Origin of the sequence: Allobosea eneae (assembly GCF_042657265.1) — a bacterium.
GTDB lineage: Bacteria > Pseudomonadota > Alphaproteobacteria > Rhizobiales > Beijerinckiaceae > Allobosea > Allobosea eneae.
The window spans coordinates 17,835-37,487 of the sequence record NZ_JBHSLW010000054.1 but is presented as its reverse complement, the minus strand read 5'-3'; the positions used below and the strand labels follow the sequence as shown (position 1 = coordinate 37,487).

Sequence of the window (19,653 nt, the reverse complement as noted above, 5' to 3'; positions counted from 1 at the left end):
TCAAGGTGTCCCGAAGGGCCGATCCAGCGCAAGCAAACCGGTGAATGCCTGTGACCCGGATCGGCCGTTTAGGTCACTTCGCCTTTTGAAGCTTGGTGACCGTGATCTGGCCGTTGACGCGGTCTGCGTCGAACTTGATCTTGTCTCCGGCCTTCAGCCCTTTGAGCATGGCGGGATCGCCCGCGCGGAACACCATGGTCATGGCATCCATGTCGAGGTTCTTGATGGCGCCGTGGTTGATGGTGAGCTTGCCCTGGGCCTCGTCGACCTTGGTGACGGTGCCATTGACCGACTGGGCGGCAGCCGGCAGCGCGACCATCAGGAATGCGAGGGTGGCGGTGGTCTTCAGCATGGGATGATCCTTTCCTCTGACGCTTACTTGACGATGATCTTGCCGGTCATGCCCGCTTCGCGATGGCCGGGGATCAGGCAGGAGAAGTCGAACTCGCCCGCCTTGGTGAAGGCCCAGACGATCTCGCCCGTCTTCTTCGGCGCGAGCCGCTTGGCGTTCGGATCGTCGTGTTCCATGTCGGGATTCTTCTGCATCTCGATGGCATGCTTGAGGTTCTCCTCCAGCGTGGCCAGCACCAGCTCGTGGTCGAGTTCGCCGTTGGGGCGTCCTACAGCCGACCTCTTATCGCCTCCATCTGCTGGATCTCCTCGCGTTGTGCCTTCGTGATCGCCTCGCACAACCTCCTCAGATCCGGATTGGCGAGCTTCGCCTCACGACACATGAGGATCGCGCCGGAGTGATGCGGGATCATCGAGTCGACGAACTGGCGATCGTCGATCAGGGTCTGGCTTCGCGTTCCGTAAAACGATGCGACGGTGAGAAACGCAAGGGCGACGTAGTGAATGGTGTTGGCACTCTTGTTCGGGAACATGCCCGGCATCGTCGCCAGCATGAGGATGCCCATCGGCGCCCACATCGTGACCGCCATGTAGAACATGTTCAGATTGTTCCGGAAGTCGCGCCAGCCGTCGATCATCGAGAACATCACGACGTACATGACGATCAGGCCGAGGATCATGTTCAGCCAGAACATCAGATAAGATCTGCCATGCGAGCCGTGACCGCCTTGGGAAGGGCTGCCGTGGGCCCGGTGGTGGTTTTGCATATCCGTCTCCACTGGGCGTGAAAGCGGACGCCACACCCGTCGCGATGAGAACGAAGGTGGCCAGCGCCCGCAGGAAGCAGGGGCTACTGGCCCTTGGCTTTCAGCCATTGCTCGATCGTTTCGACCTCGCGCTGTTGACTGCTGACGATCTCACCCGCCAGCTTTTTGACCGATGGATCCTTGCCGTTCGCGAGTACGACCTTGGCCATCTCGATCGCGCCCTGGTGGTGAGCCTTCATCTGCGTCATGAAATCGACGTCGGCATCGCCCGTGAAGGTCGTCGGCATGGACTGCATCATGTGCATCATCGCCGCCTTGTATTCCTTGGTCGACGCGGAGTCCGAGGCATCCGGCATGATCATCTTCATGGGCATGTCGTGGCCCGTATCGGGCTTGGGAGCTGGCTGGGCGAATGCCACGGTCACGATCGATGCCGCAAGGCAGGCAATCACTGTGAGGTTTCTCATGTGAGTTCTCCCTAGGATAAGGAGGCGAGCGGCTATGCCGCCATCTTCCGGCAACTTTCGGCACACCGCCGACAGGCCCGGACGCAGTCGTCCATATCTCCGATCCGTTCGCATTCGTTGGCGCAGTCCTCGCAGATATCGGCGCACTCGGCGCAGAGATGCTTGTGATGCCGCGAGCCGATGATCATGACCTGGGCGCTGGCGCGACAAGTCTCGGCACAGGCGAGCATCAATTGGATGTGATCCAGGCTGGCATGGTCGCCACCGAGCTTGAGGCAATGGTTGGTGCTCATGCCCAGGCAGGCCTGGTAGCAGCGCAAACATTCGTCAATGCATGCCTGCATCTCGGGGGACGTTTGGTGCACGATCGTTCTCCCTGAAGCTGTTGCGGTTCCATTGAAGGGCTACTCGGGGAAGACGCGTGCGACTGTGAGGAGTTCCTGTCTGAAACAATCTGTAACAATGCGGCGCGGGACGCCCTCGACGGTTATTGACGAGCCGCAACGACGACGGTCGAAGGCCCTGCGATGACGAACTGTTGAAAGTTCCCTCCTTCCTCTGTTTTGGGCGCTGTGCCATTTTCGGTGTCATGAAGCTTCGGCTCGTTGCGCATTGTCTGATTCTGGCCCTGTTCGTCGCGGCCACCACGTTGGCTGCCTTCGTCAGCCCGGCGAGGGCCGGATTCGAGCGGGCCGATACCGTTGAAATGGCGATGCTGATGGACGGTGCCATGCCGTGCTGTCCGACGGATCACGACAAGGCCAAGGACTGCACGACCAACTGTCCGGCGCTGAGCTTCTGCCTGACCAAGTGCTTCGCCAGCGAGCCGACGTCGTTCGTCACGCTCGCCAGGGCGTTCGTCGCCGAGCTCGGCCTGACCGGAGACGAGGCCACGCGTCAGTCTCGTCCGTTCGAGCCACCCGCGCGACCTCCACGAAGCTGAGGCATCGCCGGCGCGAACCGCGCTGGCTTCGTCCGCACGGGACTTCCGGGCGGACGGTGAGCCGTGGCCAACGCCACGTCCGAGGCTGTGCGCCTGTGCGGCAGCCTGATGCACTCAGGACTACGAACATGACCCTCATCAACACGTTGCGCGTGCTTGCCGCAGCGCTTCCGCTCGCCGCCGTTTCGCTCCCGGCGCTCGCGGACATCAAGGATTACGAGTTCCGGCTCGTGCAGAACGAGATCAAGCAGGGCAACGGCGTCGTCGTCGCCGTGACGCTCATCGACAAGCGTTCGGGCAAGCCCGTCCCGGACGCGGTGATCTTCGCCCAGCGCATCGACATGGCACCCGACGGGATGGAGATGATGGCCTCGCCGATCGAGACGATGCCGTCGACCGAGTCGGGCACCTACCGCTTCAAGACGAACCTGACGATGGCCGGCGGTTGGCGGCTCTCGCTCGGCGCCAAGGTCCAGGGCGAAACCGGCACGCTCGAAAACAAGCTGATCCTCAAGGCCCTGCCATGAAACCCAACGCCCTCACGGGCCTCGCTCTCGCCGCCATGCTGGCGGCGGGAGGTGCGGGCTATTGGGCCGGACATCGCGGCCTTGCGGTCGGCTGGCGTGATTGGCTCGGCATCGAAGGTTCGCTCGCGGCAAACGAGCCTGCCGGAACCGGACCGATCATCTACTATCAGGATCCGGACCGGAAGCCGGTCTATTCGGCGCAGCCGCGCCAGACCGATGACGGCAGGCCCTTCACGGCCGTCCGCGCCAGCCAGGACGTCAGCTTCGAGGTGAAGCCTCCGAGCGAGGAGCGGATGGCGCAGGCCGACCCGAAGCGCGTTCTCTACTACCGCAATCCCATGGGGCTCCCGGATACGTCGCCGGTTCCGAAGAAGGACTCGATGGGGATGGACTATCTCCCCGTCTACGAAGGCGAGGGAAACGAGGACGGCGTCATCAAGCTCTCGCCCGGGCGCATCCAGCGCAGCGGCGTGCGCTCCGAACCCGTCCGGCGTCAGAACATCGTCCAGACGATTCACGTGCCCGGCGTGGTGCAACTCGACGAGCGACGGGTTTCGGTCGTGACGATCCGGGCGGATGCCTTCGTCCAGGAGGTCGCTCCGATCACGACCGGTGACCGCGTCACGAAGGGGACCAAACTGGCGCGGATCTATTCGCCGGAGATCAGCACCGCCGGCGCGCAGTTCATCACCGAGCTCAATGCCGCCGCGCGCGGCGTGCCCGAAGGCGGCGCAAGGCAGCGTCTCGAAAACCTCGGCGTCCCGCCGGAGGTCATCGCCGAGATCGAGCGCAGCCGAAAGGTGCCGCTGACGATCAACTGGTCGGCGCCGCGCGACGGCATCGTGCTGGAACGTTCGGTCAGTGACGGCATGAAGATGACGGCCGGCGGCAGTCTGTTCCGGCTCGCCGACATCTCGACGATCTGGGTTCTGGCCGATGTTCCGGAACGCCAACTGGCGGCCGTCGGCATCGGCGCGCCAGCCACGGTGCGATTGCGCGGCCGTCCGGGGAGTTCCTTCGAGGGACGCGTCAGCGTGATCTACCCGGAGATTGCCGAGGCGACGCGCACGGCAAAGGTCCGCATCGAGATCGGCAACCGCGACGGCATGCTGCTGCCGAACATGTATGCCGACGTCGATATCGGCTCCGATGACCCAGCTCCGCAGCTCGCGGTTACCGACAGCGCCGTGATCGACAGCGGCTCGCGCCGGGTCGTCATTCTTGATCTGGGCGAGGGTCGGTTCGAGCCGCGCGAGGTCAAGCTCGGCCGCCGCGGCGATGGCAGGGTCGCGATCACCGAGGGGGTCGCCGAGGGCGATCGCGTCGTCGTCTCGGCCAACTTCCTGATCGATGCCGAGAGCAACCTTAAGGCCGCCCTGGGCGGCTTCGCCCAGCCGGAGGCCAAGCCATGATCGCCCGCCTGATCGCCTGGTCGGCGCGCAACCTGATCCTCGTCTTCGTTGCCGCCGCCTTCGCTGTGGCGGCGGGTGTTTATGCGTTGAAGACCCTGCCGCTCGACGCGATCCCCGACCTCTCCGATGTCCAGGTCATCGTCTACACCGAGTACCCCGGCCAGGCACCTCAGGTGATCGAGGACCAGGTCACCTATCCGCTGACCACCTCGATGCTGACCGTGCCGAAGGCGCGCGTCGTGCGCGGCTTCTCCTTCTTCGGCGTCTCCTTCGTCTACGTCATCTTCGAGGACGGCACCGATCCCTATTGGGCGCGCTCGCGCGTGCTCGAATATCTCAATGCCGCCGCGCGGCGTCTCCCGACGGGCGTCTCGCCCACGCTCGGGCCCGATGCGACCGGCGTGGGCTGGGTCTACCAGTACGCGGTCCTCGCCAAGAACATGACCCTGGCGGAACTACGCTCGCTCCAGGACTGGGTCGTGCGCTTCGCGGCTTCTCGTGCCGAGGGGGTGGCCGAGGTCGCCAGCGTCGGCGGCTTCGTCAAGCAATACGCGATCATCGTCGATCCCGTGCGGCTGCGCGCCCAGGGCGTCTCGCTCGCGACGCTGCGCGAGGCGGTCCGCAGCAGCAATATGGACGTCGGCGGACGCACGGTCGAGCTTAGCGAGTTCGAGTTCATGGTTCGCGGCCGCGGCTACCTGAAGTCGATCGCCGATATCGAGAACATCGTCCTGAAGAGCGATCGGGGCGTGCCGCTGCGCCTCTCCGACGTCGCCCGTGTCGAACTCGGTCCGGATGAGCGGCGCGGCATCACCGAACTCAACGGCGAGGGGGAGGTCGCCAGCGGTATCATCCTGCAACGCTTCGGCGCCAACGCGCTCTCTGTGATCGAACACGCCAAGGCACGTCTTGCCGAGGTCGCGGCGAGCCTGCCGGGCGGGGCTGAGATCGTGCCGGTCTACGACCGCTCCGGGTTGATCGAGCGGGCGATCGAGACGCTGAAGGGCACGCTGATCGAGGAGAGCATCATCGTCGCGCTGGTCTGCATCGTCTTCCTACTGCATCTGCGCAGCGCCCTGGTCGCGATCATCATGCTGCCCGTCGGCATCCTGATGGCCTTCGCGGCGATGAAGGCTCTGGGGCTTGGCTCCAACATCATGAGCCTCGGCGGCATCGCCATCGCCGTCGGCGCGATGATCGACGCCGCCATCGTCATGATCGAGAACGCCCACAAGCACCTGGAACGGGCTCAGCCGGACAAGCCCCGCGTCGAGATCCTGATCGAGGCGGCGAGCGAGGTCGGCCCGGCGCTGTTCTTCAGCCTGCTCGTCATCACCGTCTCCTTCCTGCCGATCTTCACCCTGGAGGCCGAGGAAGGTCGCCTGTTCGGGCCGCTCGCCTACACCAAGACCTTCGCGATGGCGGCGGCCGCCTTCCTGTCGGTGACTTTGGTGCCGGCGCTGATGGTGGTCTTCATCCGGGGCAGGATCATCCCGGAGAGCCGGAACCCGATCAATCGCGGCCTGATCGCGCTCTACCGTCCGATGATCCGCGGCGTTCTCGGGGCCAAGACCCTGACGATCCTGCTGGCCATGGCGGTGCTGGCGCTCAGCCTCTGGCCCGCGCGGCAACTCGGCTCGGAATTCATGCCGACGCTGAACGAGGGCACGCTGATGTACATGCCCACGACCCTGCCGGGCATCTCCGTCACCAAGGCGGCCGAGCTGCTCCAGACGCAGAACCAGATCATCCGCTCCTTCCCGGAGGTCGCCTCGGTCTACGGCAAGGCCGGCCGCGCCCAGACCGCGACCGATCCGGCCCCGACCGAGATGTTCGAGACCATCATCAACCTGAAACCGAAGGCGGAATGGCGCGAAGGCGTCACGCTCGACAGCCTCAAGGCGGAGATGGACAAGGCGCTCCAGTTCCCCGGCGTCTCCAACGCCTGGACGCAGCCCATCCGCGCGCGCATCGACATGCTCGCGACCGGCATCCGCACCCCGATCGGCGTCAAGGTTTTTGGCGACGACCTGACCAAAATGGAAGGCGTCTCGCGCCAGATCGAGACCGTGCTCAAGAACGTGCCCGGCACCACCAGCGCCTATGCCGAGCGCGTCATCGGCGGCTACTTCCTCGACATCGTGCCGGACCGGATCGCGCTCGGACGCTACGGGCTCTCGGTCGGCGACGTGCAGGGCGCGGTCACGATGGCGCTGGGTGGCGAGACCGTCACCACGACGGTCGAGGGCCGCGAGCGCTACGGCGTCACCATCCGCTATCCGCGCGACCTGCGCTCGGATCCGCAGGCGATCGCGCGCGAGGTCCAGGTGACGATGCCGTCGGGCGGTTCGGTGCCGCTGGGCGAGGTCGCGACGATCGAGCGCAAGCGCGGCGCGACCACGATCCGCACCGAGAACGGCCAGCTCGCGATCTACATCTTCGTCGACATCGCCGGGCGCGATCTCGGCGGCTATGTCCGCGAGGCGCAAGGTGCGATCGCGCAGGCCGTCCAGCTTCCGGCCGGCTACCGCGTCGCCTGGAGCGGCCAGTTCGAATATCTCGAGCGGGCCGAGGCGCGGCTGAAGATCGTCGTTCCGGTGACGCTCGCGATCATCTTCCTGCTGCTCTACCTCAACTTCCGCCGGCTGACCGAGACGCTCATCGTCATGCTGTCGCTGCCCTTCGCGCTGGTCGGCGGAATCTGGCTGCTCTGGTGGCAGGGCTTCAACATGTCGGTGGCGGTCGCGGTCGGCTTCATCGCGCTCGCGGGCGTCGCGGCCGAGACCGGCGTGATCATGCTGATCTATCTCGACCAGGCCCTGAAGGAGGTGCGGGCGCGCTGCGCGGCGGAAGGACGAGCCTTCACCCGCGCCGATCTTCGCGACGCGATCATGCTCGGCGCGGTCGAGCGGCTTCGGCCAAAAATCATGACCGTGATCGCGATCATGGCGGGCCTGCTGCCGATCCTCTGGAACACCGGCACGGGCTCGGAGGTGATGCAGCGCATTGCCACCCCGATGATCGGCGGCATGGTCTCCTCGACCGTGCTGACGCTGTTGGTGATCCCGGCGATCTACGGGCTGGTCAAGGGCTGGGGGCTGCCGCCGGCGGCTGGGCTGTCCGGCCGTCATCCGACGGATGGCGGCGCCAATTCAGGCACGGTCGCCAGTTTGCCGATCGTGTCTGAGCCCGTCCAGTGAGCGATCAAGCGTCTTCAAGGCGGCGTCAGGCGACGACGCTTCGGGTCCGAGCATATCGAGCACGGGACATGGCGCGAGCGGCTCACTGGTGCAGCGCGCGACGGATGCGGCGAGGATACTCTCCAGCCTCGTCAGGTCTGCGAGCTTGCGACGCACCTCGGTGAGGTGCGTCGACGCGATGTCCTTGACCTCCGCGCAGGAGCCATGGCGGGGGTCGTTCAGGATCAGGAGGGCGCGAATCTCGTCGATGCTGAACCCCAGCTCGCGGCCTCGGCGAATGAAGGCCAGCCGCCTGACATGGGCGTCGTCGTAGACGCGATGGCCGCCCGACGTGCGCGGCGGCGCGGGCATCAGCCCGATAGTCTCATAGTAGCGGACCGTCTCGAGATTGACGCCTGCGGCTTGTGCAAGCTGTCCCGCGGCGATGCCTCGCGCCTTTGTGAGCATATGTGGCTTGATCCCGTAGTGGCTACGGGAGGCAGAGTGCCATGGATCGAAACGGAGCACCATTCATGTTCAGCGCGGAACTCGGAAAGTCGAGCACGACGGAGCCTCTCCCGGCGCCATCCACGCGCCTCCTGGCCGGGACGGGCGCGGTCGTTGGGATCGGCGCGCTGGTCGCATCCTCATGCTGCGTGCTGCCGATCGCGCTCGCGGGACTTGGAGCGACGGGGGCGGTCTTCAGCGGCCTTGCCTTCCTGGCCGATATCCGGCCGCTGCTTATTGCCGGCGCTGCGGGTATGCTGGCTCTCGGCTGGGCTTTTTTCTTCTGGCGAAGGCGCAGGCCGAGCTGTGATGGCGACACATGCGCCAAGCCAGGAACATCCCGCCGCACGATCGGACTGCTCGGCTTCGGCTCTCTGGTCGTCGGGCTGGCGCTCGTCTGGTCGCCCTATATCGAGCCGGCCCTGCTCAAGCTGACGCGGTGATCCTCATGCAGCTTGAATCGACTCTGACTTGTCCTCGCTGCGCCCATCAGGCGACTGAGACGATGCCGACGGACGCCTGCTGGTTTTTCTACGAATGCAAGAGCTGCGGAGTACTGCTGCGACCGCTTGAAGGCGATTGCTGCGTGTTCTGCTCTTATGGCGACGTGCCCTGTCCGCCGATTCAGGCCGCCAGCGATGGACAGCCGTCAGCGGCGGGCTGCTGTGCGCCTCGGATCGCGGCGCGAACCGGCTCCGGGGACGGATTTTAGGTCTGCGCCCAAGCGAGCTGTTTTCGGTTCGCGCCTGCCGGCCGACCCGCGTTCTCGCAGGCCGGCTGGAACCTCGTCAGCTCATGCGCTTGATCTCGGCATAGGCGCCTTTGGTGCGCAGGATGATGGTCACCGGCTTCGTGCCGCGGTTGCGCCAGAACCAGCCATGGCCGCCGTCGAATTCGGCGGTCAGCACGCCGGTATCGCCCGCTACCGCGCGGCCGGTCTTGTAGCTCTTCTCCTTGGCGCCGGGGCCGGGCGTGCCGTGCATGTCGTAGTTGACGACGCCGTCCTTGACGCTCCACTCGAAGGTGACCTTTGCGCCCTTGACCATGGTGAGCTTGTATTCGGTCCCCTTGGTCGGATCGAGCGTGATCACGGTCTCGTCGGTCTTCTCGGCCTGGGCGAGATCGAGCCGTTCGCCGGCCTGCGCAGGCGAGACGAGGAGCCCGGCCAGCGTGGTCAGCAGGCCGGAGCGCTGGTCCGGGGCCGGCGTCGCGGGGGCCGGTTGAATCGGCGTCGTGGAGAGGTCCTTCAGGCGGTCGGCCTCGGCTTCGGCTGCGAGCTGGGTCTTGATCTCGCCCATCTCGGTCAGCCTGAGCATGCGGCCGACGCCGGTGGGGTCGATCGCGTATTCGGCGGGCAGCACGATGGTCACGAGGATGCCGGCCGCCGCGACGATGGCGATGGCGGTCGAGCGCAGAAGCTGGGCGTTAGTCGGCAGTTCGGCGCGGGTCGGGATGTCGGTGTTGTACATGAGACGTGTGTCCTTGGGGTTCAGGAAACGAAATAGCCGGTGAGCTGGTAGCCGACGAGCACGAAGCCGGCGGTGAGCATCCAGACGTTTGCGGTGTAGGCATGACGCCAGAAGCTGGCCGTGCGCCGCCAGTAGCCCATGACGATCAGGATCATGCCGAGCGCCGTGAGCTGGCCGAGTTCGACGCCGACATTGAAGGCGAGCAGGTTCGGGATGAGCCCGTCCGGGGAGATCTGGTATTCCAGTATTTTGGTCGAGAGACCAAAACCATGGAACAGGCCGAAGATCAGCGTCGCCGCCTTGGTGTTCGGTTGGAAGCCAAGCCAGCGCTGGTAGGCGCCCATGTTGTCGAGCGCCTTGTAGACGACCGACAGCCCGATGATGGCGTCGATGAGGTAGCTGTTGATCCCGACGTTGAAATAGACGCCGAGCAGCATGGTCGTGGAGTGGCCGATCGCGAACAGGCTGACATAGAGCGCGATGTGCTTGAGGCGGTAGAGGAAGAAGATCACCCCGAACAGGAACAGGATGTGGTCGTAGCCCGTCACCATGTGCTTGGCGCCGAGATAGACGAACGGGAGCAGGTTCACCCCCGTGATCTCCTTGATGTAGCCCTTGTCGCCCTCGGCTACGGCGTGGGCCAGCGCCGCATCGATGCCCGGCATAACCAGGACGATCGCCAGTACGAGGGAAAGGAGCAGGCGCAAGGCTGCTTGTCGCAGCAGGCGCCGCCCTCCGGTGGAAGGTGGTTGCATGACTGATCCGATGGTTCGTCGTTGAAGGCTGCCGCGAGCGCGGCGCTGAGTTCAGGCGACGGCGGATCGAGGCGGGCGTTCCAGACCGCCGGGTCGCTCCGAGGCGGATCGCCGATGCTCGTGCCGGATCGGGGTCCGCACGAAGCGCGGCGTGCCGAGCTGGATCAGGCCGACGACATCCGCCGTCTCGTGGACATGGTCGGCGGTATTGTGCCCATGGACATGGCCTGGCAAGCGCTCGTCGGGCTCGCCCTCTTCATGGGCATGGCCGTGCTCGGCGATCGAAGCGGCGAGTTCCGCATGCCGTAAGACCTCGGCCTGCGCGATGGCGTAGGCGTTGTGCCCGGCAGAGACGTGCGCAGCCGAGAGCGTCATGCAGAGCGCCATCGCGAGGGCGATGACGAGGCTGAACCCGGCTCGAAGGCGGCGGCGCGACATGGGCAGAGCGTAGAGCCCTTCTTCTTGACGACAATTTGACCGGAGACGACGAACGACGAGTCACGTGACCGCATTGACGTATCCTACCCAGGAGGATACGGAAAGCCATGTCCGAGAGCCATCTCCACGCGACCCATCCCGCCATCGTCAAGCGGCTGAAGCGGGCCGACGGGCACCTGCGCAAGGTTATCGAGATGATCGAGGCCGGTCGTTCCTGCCTCGACATCGCCCAGCAATTGCAGGCTGTGGAGAGCGCGATCGGGCAGGCCAAGAAGACCCTGATCCAGGACCATCTCGACCACTGCCTCGACGAAGTCGTCGGGCCCTTGCCGCATAAGCAGCGCGAGGTGGTCGACGCCTTCAAGGCCATCGCGAAATACCTTTAGGGCCCACCCCATGCTGGCTATCCTCGCCAACCGGACCTATCGCCACCTCTTTCTCGCGCAGGTCATCGCGCTGGTCGGCACCGGCCTTGCGACGGTCGCGCTAGGTCTTCTCGCGTATGATCTCGCGGGTGCGAATGCGGGCATCGTGCTCGGCACAGCGCTGGCCATCAAGATGATCGCCTATGTCGGCGTCGCGCCGATCGCGTCCGCCTTCGCTGAGTGCCTGCCGCGCCGGAGCATGCTGGTGGGGCTCGATCTCGTTCGCGCGGCCGCGGCGCTGCTGCTGCCTTTCGTCACGGAGATCTGGCAGGTCTATATGCTGATCTTCGTGCTGCAGTCGGCCTCGGCCGCCTTCACGCCGACCTTCCAGGCGACGATTCCCGACATCCTGCCCGATGAGAAGGACTACACCCGGGCACTCTCGCTTTCGCGGCTGGCCTACGATCTGGAGAGCCTGCTGAGCCCGGCGCTAGCGGCGCTGCTGCTGACCGTGATCAGCTTCCACAACCTCTTCGCCGGCACGGTCATCGGCTTCATCGCCTCGGCCGCGCTGGTCGTGTCTGTCATTCTGCCGAACCCGAAGCCCGGCGAGCCGCGTGGCGTCTACGACCGCACCACGCGGGGCCTGCGGATTTACCTCGCGACGCCACGGCTGCGCGGGCTGCTGGCGCTGAGCCTCGCCGTCTCGGCGGCAGGCTCCATGGTCATCGTCAATACGGTGGTTCTGGTTCAGGCGACCTATGGCCTGACGCAGCAGGCGACCGCGCTCGCGCTGGCGATGTTCGGCGCGGGCTCGATGACGGCCGCCTTCGCGCTGCCGCGCCTGCTCGACCGCCTCGACGACCGCAGGCTGATGTTGATTGCCGGCGCTGCACTTCCGGTCCTATTGATGCTGGGCACGCTGGTTCCCGGCTTTTCCGTCCTGCTGCCGCTCTGGTTCGCGCTCGGCTTCTCCTACAGCCTGACCCAGACGCCGTCGGGTCGCCTTTTGCGGCGCTCTGCCCATCCGGAGGATCGGCCGGCGCTGTTCGCCGCCCAATTCGCCCTCTCGCATGCCTGCTGGCTGATAACCTACCCGGCGGCGGGCTGGCTGGGCGCGACGATCGGCTTGCCCGCGACATTCGTGGCGATGGCGATCATCGCCGGGCTGGCGCTGGCGATCGCCTTGCGTGTCTGGCCGGCGGGGGATCCCGACGAGATCGAACACGAGCATCCCGGCCTCGAAGCCGACCATCCGCATCTGGCGGGTGCGGGCAGGCGGCATCGGCATGCCTTCGTGATCGACCGAAATCATCTTGCCTGGCCGACGCGCGGCTGAGCGGCTTGAGCATGGGCCCGCTATCGGAAATCGTTCCTATTATCCGACATCTCGCCGCAGGCGAGACGCTGTTTGCGGCCGGGGACGAAACGCGCGGCTTCTTTATGGTGCGCACGGGACGCGTCAGGCTCGTGCGCTTCGGCGGCGATGGCCGTGAGACGGCGCTGTTCACCGCTGGGCCGGAAGAGCGCTTCGCCGAGGCCTCACTTTTCGCCGAGCGCTACCATTGCGACGCCATCGCCCTGAGTGAAGCCGTCGTCGCGTGCTTTCCCAAGGCCGCCAGCCTCGCGCTACTGGGCGATGATGCGACCGCACGGCTCGACCTGACGGCCGATCTCGCCCGGCAGGTGATGACGCTCCGCGCGCGGTTGACGGTGCGCGACATCCGCTCGGCGCGCGAGCGGGTGATCGCCTTCCTCGTCGCGGAAGCCAGCGAAGACGGACGCACGATCGCCTTTGACGGCTCGCTGCGGGACATCGCCGTCGCGATTGGCCTGACGCCCGGGGCGTTCTACCGGACGCTGGCCCGACTTGAGGCGCAGGGGACGATTTCACGGAAGACCGGCCACATCGTCCTGACATGATCTCGATCATGTCGCGATGTCACGATCTCCGGCAGGTTGGGCGCGAAGGAGAACCCCGATGAGCCGCCTCGCCTTGACCACCATACTCGTTTTGATCTCGGCAGGCCTCGCGTCGGCCGCGCCGGCATGGGGGCAGACGCACAGCTCCTATGCCGGCGAGCAGAGCCGGGCGATCAAGGCGCTGTCGCCCAAGGAGTTCGACGATCTCGCGCAAGGCCGCGGCATGGGCCTCGCCAAGGCAGCCGAACTCAACCGCTATCCCGGGCCGATGCACGCGCTCGAGCTTGCGGACCTGCTCAGCCTGTCAAGCCGTCAGCGACAAGCGTTGGAGTCGATCAAGGCGCGGATGAACGTCGAGGCGAAGGCGGTTGGCGGAGAGCTTCTGGGCCTCGAACGCGAACTGGACGCAGGCTTCGCCGCCCGCAAGATCGACGCGCAGCGCCTCAAGGCGCTGACGGAACGGATCGGCGTCAGGCAGGGAGCCCTGAGGGCGGTCCATCTCGTCGCCCATATCGAGACTGCGGCGGTGATGTCGGCGGAGCAGATCGCGCGATACGATCACCTGCGCGGCTATGGCGGCAATCGAATCGCGCCGATGCCGGAGTCAGGGCATGGCGGCCACGGTGCGCCCAAGCACTGACCGTCGATCGACCAAGCTCCGCGTCAACCGCTTGCAACGATGTCGTTCAAGGCGTCCACGAACAGGTCGATCTCATCCTCGGAATTGTAATAGTGCGGCGACACGCGCAGAACGGTCGGGAGATTCCGGGCGCTGGCGTCGAGAAGCGTGCTGTTCGGCTTCGAGACGCTGACGTTAATCGCCCGTTGAGTCAGCTCCGACCGGATCGCTTCCGAGGCAAGACCGCGGACCGCGAAGCTTACGATCGCAGCGCGATCACGTCCGAGATCGTGCAGTGTCACCCGTGGCAAGCGTTCGAGTTCCGCTTTTACATGGTCGGTGAGGTGCAGGCAGCGAGCCCTGATGGCGTCGAGGCCGAGACCGAGCGCGTAATCGACCGCGGCGCCCAGTCCAAGCCTTGCGGCGTAGTTCTTCTCCCATGTCTCGAACCGGCGCGCATCCGGCCTCAGCGCATAGCGGTCGGCGCCAACCCAGGGCGCGCCGAAGTGGTCGATCATCGCCGGTTCGAGTGTCTCGAGCATCGCCCGTCGGACGTAGAGGAACCCCGTGCCGCGCGGACCGCGCAGGAACTTGCGTCCCGTTGCGGCGAGCAGATCGCAACCGATCTCTTCGACATCGATCGGGAGCTGACCGACCGCCTGGCAGGCGTCAAGGAGGTAGGTCACGCCATGACGGCGCGCGATCTTCCCGACCGCAGCAGCAGGATTGATCAGCCCGCCATTTGTAGGGATCCAAGTGATGGCGATGAGCTTGACCCGCTCGTCCATCATCGCTGCGAGAGCATCCGGATCGAGAGCACCCGTCTCGTCGTCGGGCACGACCTCGATCGTGACGCCGGTTCGGCGCGCCATCTGGAGGAAAGCAACATAATTTGCAGCGTACTCGGCGCGAGCGGTCAGGATCCGATCGCCCGCCTGGAAGCGCTGCGCATAGAATGCCATCTGCCATGCGACGGTCGCGTTTTCCGTCAGCGCGATCTCGTCATCGCCGGCATTGATCAGCCTGGCGACGGAGGCATAGACGGCCGAGACGGCCTCTGCCCTCATGTCGGCGGCCTCGTAGCCGCCACGCATCGCTTCAAGATCGAGGTGATCCTTCATGGCCGCGATGACCGGCGCTGGCATGAGGCTGGCGCCGGCGTTGTTGAGATGGATGCGATGAGCGGTGCCGGGTGTGTCCGCGCGCAAGCTGGCGATATCCAGTCGGTTGATCTGATTCACGTGTCGATCGCCTTGCCGGTCAATGCCGGCTGCTGAACGTGTCGCCCTCGTCGCATGTGCAGTCGGCGTGTGTTTTCGCCTTGCCGCGCTTTTTCTCAGCAGGCGGTTGGCGGGCGTCGGGAAGTGCGAGATCGGCCAGGATCGGGCATTCGGGCCGGTCGTCGCCGTGGCAGGTCTGGGCCAGATGCCGGAGCGTCCGTGACATGGCCTGAAGCTCGTCGATCTTGGTCTCTAGATCGCGGACATGCTTCATCGCGAACGTCTTCACGTCGGCGCTGGCCCGGCTCTTGTCGCGCCACAGCGCCAGAAGTTCGCGGGCCTCCTCGATCGAGAAGCCCAGCGTGCGGGCCCGCTTGATGAAGCGAAGCTCGTGGATCTCCTCGGCCGTGTAGACCCGGTACCCAGCCTGGGTGCGGATTGGCGGCTCGATCAGGCCGATGCTCTCGTAGTAGCGGATCATCTTCGCGGTGACGCCCGATGCCGTCGCCGCCTGGCCGATGTTCATGTCGATAGCTCCTGGTTCTGCAACAGATTCATTCGGCGGGCGCGAGCTGCGCCGGGCGGGAGGGCTCCGGTTCGACCCGGGCCCGCCGGCCGAAGCGCTTCAGCCGCAGCGCATTCGCCAGCACGCTCACGCTGGAGAGCGCCATGGCGAGGCCGGCGAACATCGGCGACATCAGCACGCCGAAGGCCGGATACAGCGCACCGGCTGCAACGGGGATGAGCACGACGTTGTATCCGAAGGCCCAGACGAGGTTCTGGCGGATGTTGGCGATCGTGGCCTGCGACAGCGCGATGGCCGTGGCGACGCCGGAGAGATCGCCGGACATGAGCACGACGTCGGCGCTCTCGATCGCGATGTCAGTGCCGGTGCCGATCGCGATGCCGACATCGGCCTGCGCCAGCGCCGGCGCATCGTTGATCCCGTCACCGACGAAGGCGACGCGGACACCGCCGACCTGCAGCAACTTGACTACCTCGGCCTTGCCGGTGGGCAGCACCTCGGCCACGACCTCGTCGATTCCAAGCCGGGCCGCGATCGCCTTGGCCGTGCGCTCGTTGTCGCCGGTGATCATGACGACGCGCAGGCCGAGGCCATGCAGCGCGGCGATGGCGGCGGGCGTCGTCTCCTTCACGGGATCAGCGACCGCGATGATGGCCGCGAGCCGGCCGTCGATCGCAGCAAAGAGCGGCGTCTTGCCGGCGTCGCCAAGTTGCGCGGCCTGCTTGGCGAAGGGCGAAAGATCGAGACCAAGACGACGCATCAGCCGATCGGCGCCGACCTCGACGCGACGGCCATCGACACGCGCCGCCGCCCCGAATCCGGGCTCGCTGGAGAAGTCCGTCGGCTCGGCCAGCATCAGTCCGCGCTGCCTCGCACCGGCGACGATCGCCTCGGCCACGGGATGCTCCGAGAGGGTTTCAACCGTGGCCACGAGGCGCAGCACCTCGTCCTCCGCGAACCCGTCCGTCACCGCGATGTCGGTCAGTTCCGGCCGGCCCTTCGTCAGCGTGCCCGTCTTGTCGAGCGCGATGACCTTTGAGTCCTTGAGGCTCTGCAGCGCTTGCCCCTGCCGAAACAGGATGCCGAGCTCGGCGCCCTTGCCGGTGCCGACCATGATCGAGGTCGGCGTCGCCAGGCCCATCGCGCATGGGCAGGCGATGATCAGCACGGCGACAGCGTTAACGAGCGCGTAGGACAGCGCCGGGCTCGGGCCGAAGATCAGCCAGATCGCGAAGGTGAGCAGAGAAAGCCCGATCACGGCGGGCACGAACCACATCGTCACCCTGTCAACGACCGCCTGGATCGGCAGCTTTGCGCCCTGCGCCGCCTCGACGGTCGCGACGATCTGCGCGAGCAAAGTGTCGGCCCCGACCTTGCGAGCGCTGAAGCGGAACGAGCCCGTGCCGTTGACCGTCCCGCCGGTGACGGCAGAGCCAGCCTGCTTGCGGGCCGGGATCGGCTCGCCGGTGATCATCGCCTCGTCGACATAAGACGATCCGGAGACGACCTCGCCATCGACGGGGATGCGTTCGCCCGGCCGCACGATGACGACGTCGCCGACGATCACCGTCTCGATAGCCACGTCGGCCTCGCTGCCGTCGCGCAGCACGCGCGCCGTCTTGGCCTGGAGCGACATCAGCCGGCGGATCGCCTCGCTCGTCGAACCCTTGGCGCGCGCCTCGATCCAGCGCCCGATCAGGATCAGGGTCACGATCACCGCGCTCGCCTCGAAATAGGTGTATTCGGTCCCGTCCGGCAACAGGCCGGGCATGAAGGTCGCTACGCTCGAATAGAGGAAGGCCGCGGTCGTGCCGAGCGCCACCAGCGAGTTCATGTCCGGAGCGCCACGCAGCAGCGCCGGCCACCCCTTGCGGATGAAGCGCTGGCCGGGCACCGCCATCACGAAGCCGGCGAGCAGGAACGACAGCACCTTGATGTTGAACTCGCCGATCCGGCCGGCAAGAAAATGGTGCAGCGTCTCGGACATGTGCATGCCCATCTCGAAGACGAGCAGCGGCAGGGTGGCGATCGCCGCCAGGACGACGTCACGGCGCAACCCCGAGAGTTCGGTTTCCCGGGCCTGACGTTCGCGGTCGGCGGTATCGACCGCATTCCGGATCGGTTCGGCCTCGTAGCCGGCGGCGGAGACTGCCTCGACGAGCGAGGGCGCCATCTCCGGCCCGCCCAGCACGCGCACGGATGCACGCGAGGTCGCCAGATTGACGGCTGCGTCGAGGACGCCTGGCACCGCCTTGAGCGCACGCTCGACTCGCCCGACGCAGGAGGCGCAGGTCATGCCGGAGACACTCAACTCGACGACGCTCTCCCTCGGCTCGTAGCCCACCTTGCGGATGGCCGCGTCAATGGCCGCCGTCTCGACCCTGCCGGACGAGAGGGCGACGTGCGCCCGCTGCGTCGCCAGGTTCACCGAGACGCCACCGACGCCCTCGACCCCTGCGATCGCCCGCTCCACGCGGCCGACGCATGAGGCGCAGCTCATTCCTTCGACAGGAAAATCCAACTGAATGCCGTGTGAGGCCGGGTTTCTGGCCATCGTTGCAGTCGACATGACGTGTCTCCGAACTGTGATGGCAAGGGATATGGTGCTTCCCATAATGGTAAGGTCAAGCGCTATCGGAGCGTTCGAAGAAAAATTCTTCGGACGCGCCGAGGCGGCGAAAAAAGCCTCTTGACCTTACCACTGTGGAAAGCCGCAGCCTCCTTCTCACCCGCACATCAACAGGAGGCTTTAGCCATGTGCTCGTGCCAGCAACATTCCAATTCCACATCCGAAACCGTCGCTACCCCATCGGCGGGCGGGCTCAATTTCCGCGTAGACGACATGACCTGTGGCCATTGCGCCGGCACGATCAAGAAGGCGATCGAGACGACCCTGCCCGGCACGACCGTCGATGCCGATCCCGCCTCCAGGCTCGTGAATGTCGTGGGCTTCGGCGACTACGCGGCGATCAAGGCGATCGTGACCGGCGCCGGCTACACGCCAAGCGCCTCTCCCGTCGCAGCCTGAACGAAATCGAGGGGGCAGAAAGCGGCAGAAGGCAGCATCGACCGTCTGACCTACGCAAGCCGCTCGCCCCGTAACAGAGGGGATTGTCATGAAGAGCATCATTCTGGCCGCGCTTGCTCTTGCCAGCGCGGCCGCCCTCCCGGCGGAAGCCGCGGAGGGCGACACCGTCAAGGCCATCAGGGCCCGAGGCGAGCTGCTCTGCGGCGTCTCGACCGGCGTCTCGACGGGCATGTCGACACTGGACAACCAAGGCAACTGGAAGGGAATGGAGGTCGAATTCTGCCGGGGCCTGGCTGCTGCGATCCTCGGTGACGCCAGCAAGGTGAAGTTCGTCCCACTCGAATTCCGGGTCGCCTTCACGACGCTGCAGTCCGGCGCCGCCGACATCCTGACGCGCACGGCGACATGGAGCTACTCGCGCGACGCCTCGCTCAACCTCGATTGGGGCGGCGTCTACATGTATGACGGCCAGGGTTTCATGGTCGCGAAGAAGCTCGGCGCCAAGAGCGGCAAGGACCTGAACGGCGCGTCGATCTGCGTCTCGGCCGGCACGACGTCGGAGCTGAACCTCGCCGACTACTTCCGCTCCAACGGCATGAAGTACACCGTCATCACCGGTTCGACGCGTGAACAGAACCAGCAGAGTCTGGAGTCGGGCCGGTGCGACGCCTATTCCAACGAGCGCGGCGGCCTTGCGGCGAGCCGAACGGCGATGAAGAACCCCGATGACTGGGTGATCCTGCCGGACGTCTTCTCGAAGGAGCCGCTCGGGCCGACGCTCCGGCAGGATGACGCGCGCTTCCGCGACATCGTGGCCTGGACCCTCAACATCATCATCGCCGCCGAGGAATTCGGCGTGACGAAGGCGAATGTCGCCGAGCAGGCGGCGAGTTCGACCAACCCGGAAGTCCAGCGCATGCTCGGAAAAACGGGCGAATTCGGCAAGATGCTCGGGATGGAGCAGGACTGGGCCGTCAAGGTCATCGCGGCAACGGGCAATTATGGCGAGCTCTACGAGCGCAACCTCGGGTCGGGCAGCCCGATCAAGCTCGATCGCGGCCTGAACTCGCTCTGGAGCAAGGGCGGGCTGCTCTACAGCCCGCCTTTCCGGTGAACGAAGTGCGGCGGCTCAGCCCGCCGCACCTCCTCATGGAGCA

Annotated in this window: 23 protein-coding genes and 1 pseudogene; 12 read left to right on the top strand and 12 right to left on the bottom strand. The window is 65.7% G+C overall.

What is annotated here, in order from left to right; genetic code table 11:
* Window positions 1–73: 73 nt before the first annotated feature.
* From ACFPOB_RS25715 to ACFPOB_RS25695, 5 genes and pseudogenes are all read right to left on the bottom strand, one after another.
* Window positions 74–352, bottom strand: a complete 279-nt coding sequence (locus tag ACFPOB_RS25715; RefSeq protein ID WP_054207535.1) for a copper-binding protein — start codon at window positions 350–352, stop codon at window positions 74–76.
* 23 nt (window positions 353–375) lie between these two features.
* Window positions 376–618: pseudogene (locus ACFPOB_RS25710) on the bottom strand (cupredoxin domain-containing protein); the annotation flags it as partial.
* A 2-nt stretch (window positions 619–620) separates the two neighbouring features.
* On the bottom strand, window positions 621–1,118 hold the full coding sequence (locus ACFPOB_RS25705; RefSeq protein ID WP_054207534.1) for a DUF305 domain-containing protein: 498 nt from the start codon (window positions 1,116–1,118) through the stop codon (window positions 621–623).
* Window positions 1,119–1,201: 83 nt separating this feature from the next.
* Window positions 1,202–1,537 (bottom strand): CopM family metallochaperone, encoded by a 336-nt coding sequence (gene copM, locus ACFPOB_RS25700; RefSeq protein ID WP_158673275.1) that lies wholly within the window; start codon window positions 1,535–1,537, stop codon window positions 1,202–1,204.
* A gap of 80 nt (window positions 1,538–1,617) precedes the next feature.
* Window positions 1,618–1,950 (bottom strand): four-helix bundle copper-binding protein, encoded by a 333-nt coding sequence (locus ACFPOB_RS25695; RefSeq protein WP_377801168.1) that lies wholly within the window; start codon window positions 1,948–1,950, stop codon window positions 1,618–1,620.
* A gap of 125 nt (window positions 1,951–2,075) precedes the next feature.
* Between ACFPOB_RS25695 and ACFPOB_RS25690 the strand changes: the two genes are divergently transcribed.
* The 4 genes from ACFPOB_RS25690 to ACFPOB_RS25675 all read left to right on the top strand — a co-directional run bounded on the left by ACFPOB_RS25690 (window position 2,076) and on the right by ACFPOB_RS25675 (window position 7,667).
* Window positions 2,076–2,528, top strand: a complete 453-nt coding sequence (locus tag ACFPOB_RS25690; protein WP_156450861.1) for a hypothetical protein — start codon at window positions 2,076–2,078, stop codon at window positions 2,526–2,528.
* Between the two features lie 128 nt (window positions 2,529–2,656).
* A complete protein-coding gene (locus ACFPOB_RS25685) occupies window positions 2,657–3,055 on the top strand; it encodes a FixH family protein (RefSeq protein WP_054207530.1) in 399 nt (132 codons plus the stop codon).
* Window positions 3,052–4,467: an efflux RND transporter periplasmic adaptor subunit gene (locus ACFPOB_RS25680; RefSeq protein WP_377801167.1), complete on the top strand. Its 1,416-nt coding sequence runs from the start codon at window positions 3,052–3,054 to the stop codon at window positions 4,465–4,467. Before ACFPOB_RS25685 ends, ACFPOB_RS25680 begins: the two co-directional genes overlap by 4 nt.
* A complete protein-coding gene (locus ACFPOB_RS25675) occupies window positions 4,464–7,667 on the top strand; it encodes an efflux RND transporter permease subunit (RefSeq protein ID WP_377801166.1) in 3,204 nt (1,067 codons plus the stop codon). Before ACFPOB_RS25680 ends, ACFPOB_RS25675 begins: the two co-directional genes overlap by 4 nt.
* On the opposite strand, the gene ACFPOB_RS25670 is transcribed toward ACFPOB_RS25675, so the two are convergent.
* A complete protein-coding gene (locus ACFPOB_RS25670) occupies window positions 7,620–8,114 on the bottom strand; it encodes a MerR family transcriptional regulator (protein WP_377801165.1) in 495 nt (164 codons plus the stop codon). The two genes, ACFPOB_RS25675 and ACFPOB_RS25670, sit on opposite strands and share 48 nt — an antisense overlap.
* Window positions 8,115–8,179: 65 nt before the next feature.
* On the opposite strand from ACFPOB_RS25670, the gene ACFPOB_RS25665 reads away from it, so the two are divergent.
* Both ACFPOB_RS25665 and ACFPOB_RS25660 read left to right on the top strand, forming a co-directional pair.
* Window positions 8,180–8,596, top strand: coding sequence for a mercuric transporter MerT family protein (locus ACFPOB_RS25665; protein WP_054211124.1), 417 nt, complete (start codon window positions 8,180–8,182; stop codon window positions 8,594–8,596).
* Window positions 8,597–8,601: 5 nt separating this feature from the next.
* Entirely contained in the window at window positions 8,602–8,865 is a 264-nt protein-coding gene (locus ACFPOB_RS25660) for a GDCCVxC domain-containing (seleno)protein (protein WP_082365457.1), read from the top strand.
* Window positions 8,866–8,941: 76 nt separating this feature from the next.
* Here the strand turns inward: ACFPOB_RS25660 and ACFPOB_RS25655 are convergent, their stop codons facing one another.
* From ACFPOB_RS25655 to ACFPOB_RS25645, 3 genes are read right to left on the bottom strand one after another with little or no spacing between them, the layout of a single operon-like run.
* Window positions 8,942–9,622: a hypothetical protein gene (locus ACFPOB_RS25655; RefSeq protein ID WP_054211123.1), complete on the bottom strand. Its 681-nt coding sequence runs from the start codon at window positions 9,620–9,622 to the stop codon at window positions 8,942–8,944.
* A gap of 20 nt (window positions 9,623–9,642) precedes the next feature.
* Window positions 9,643–10,377, bottom strand: coding sequence for a HupE/UreJ family protein (locus ACFPOB_RS25650; RefSeq protein WP_054211122.1), 735 nt, complete (start codon window positions 10,375–10,377; stop codon window positions 9,643–9,645).
* Window positions 10,378–10,428: 51 nt separating this feature from the next.
* Window positions 10,429–10,815 carry a hypothetical protein gene (locus ACFPOB_RS25645; RefSeq protein WP_054211121.1) on the bottom strand — a complete coding sequence of 129 codons (387 nt, stop codon included), beginning with the start codon at window positions 10,813–10,815 and terminating at the stop codon, window positions 10,429–10,431.
* 107 nt (window positions 10,816–10,922) lie between these two features.
* On the opposite strand from ACFPOB_RS25645, the gene ACFPOB_RS25640 reads away from it, so the two are divergent.
* Genes ACFPOB_RS25640 through ACFPOB_RS25625 form a run of 4 tightly spaced genes read left to right on the top strand, consistent with a single transcriptional unit; the run spans window position 10,923 to window position 13,743 of the window.
* Window positions 10,923–11,201 carry a metal-sensing transcriptional repressor gene (locus ACFPOB_RS25640; RefSeq protein ID WP_054211120.1) on the top strand — a complete coding sequence of 93 codons (279 nt, stop codon included), beginning with the start codon at window positions 10,923–10,925 and terminating at the stop codon, window positions 11,199–11,201.
* A 10-nt stretch (window positions 11,202–11,211) separates the two neighbouring features.
* Window positions 11,212–12,519, top strand: coding sequence for an MFS transporter (locus ACFPOB_RS25635; RefSeq protein ID WP_054211119.1), 1,308 nt, complete (start codon window positions 11,212–11,214; stop codon window positions 12,517–12,519).
* Window positions 12,520–12,530: 11 nt separating this feature from the next.
* Complete coding sequence (locus ACFPOB_RS25630) at window positions 12,531–13,103, top strand: Crp/Fnr family transcriptional regulator (RefSeq protein WP_377801164.1); 573 nt, start codon at window positions 12,531–12,533, stop codon at window positions 13,101–13,103.
* 58 nt (window positions 13,104–13,161) lie between these two features.
* Entirely contained in the window at window positions 13,162–13,743 is a 582-nt protein-coding gene (locus ACFPOB_RS25625; RefSeq protein ID WP_054211118.1) for a hypothetical protein, read from the top strand.
* A gap of 23 nt (window positions 13,744–13,766) precedes the next feature.
* On the opposite strand, the gene ACFPOB_RS25620 is transcribed toward ACFPOB_RS25625, so the two are convergent.
* The 3 genes from ACFPOB_RS25620 to ACFPOB_RS25610 are packed head-to-tail and all read right to left on the bottom strand — an operon-like array spanning window position 13,767 to window position 18,037.
* Entirely contained in the window at window positions 13,767–14,963 is a 1,197-nt protein-coding gene (locus ACFPOB_RS25620; RefSeq protein WP_068072678.1) for an aminotransferase class V-fold PLP-dependent enzyme, read from the bottom strand.
* A gap of 19 nt (window positions 14,964–14,982) precedes the next feature.
* Window positions 14,983–15,468 carry a Cu(I)-responsive transcriptional regulator gene (cueR, locus tag ACFPOB_RS25615; RefSeq protein WP_082735493.1) on the bottom strand — a complete coding sequence of 162 codons (486 nt, stop codon included), beginning with the start codon at window positions 15,466–15,468 and terminating at the stop codon, window positions 14,983–14,985.
* A 28-nt stretch (window positions 15,469–15,496) separates the two neighbouring features.
* Window positions 15,497–18,037 (bottom strand): heavy metal translocating P-type ATPase, encoded by a 2,541-nt coding sequence (locus ACFPOB_RS25610; protein ID WP_052231999.1) that lies wholly within the window; start codon window positions 18,035–18,037, stop codon window positions 15,497–15,499.
* 186 nt (window positions 18,038–18,223) lie between these two features.
* Between ACFPOB_RS25610 and ACFPOB_RS25605 the strand changes: the two genes are divergently transcribed.
* Together ACFPOB_RS25605 and ACFPOB_RS25600 are read left to right on the top strand one after the other, a co-directional pair.
* Entirely contained in the window at window positions 18,224–18,496 is a 273-nt protein-coding gene (locus ACFPOB_RS25605) for a heavy-metal-associated domain-containing protein (RefSeq protein WP_047575049.1), read from the top strand.
* 88 nt (window positions 18,497–18,584) lie between these two features.
* Window positions 18,585–19,610 carry an amino acid ABC transporter substrate-binding protein gene (locus ACFPOB_RS25600; protein WP_377801163.1) on the top strand — a complete coding sequence of 342 codons (1,026 nt, stop codon included), beginning with the start codon at window positions 18,585–18,587 and terminating at the stop codon, window positions 19,608–19,610.
* Window positions 19,611–19,653 lie beyond the last annotated feature (43 nt).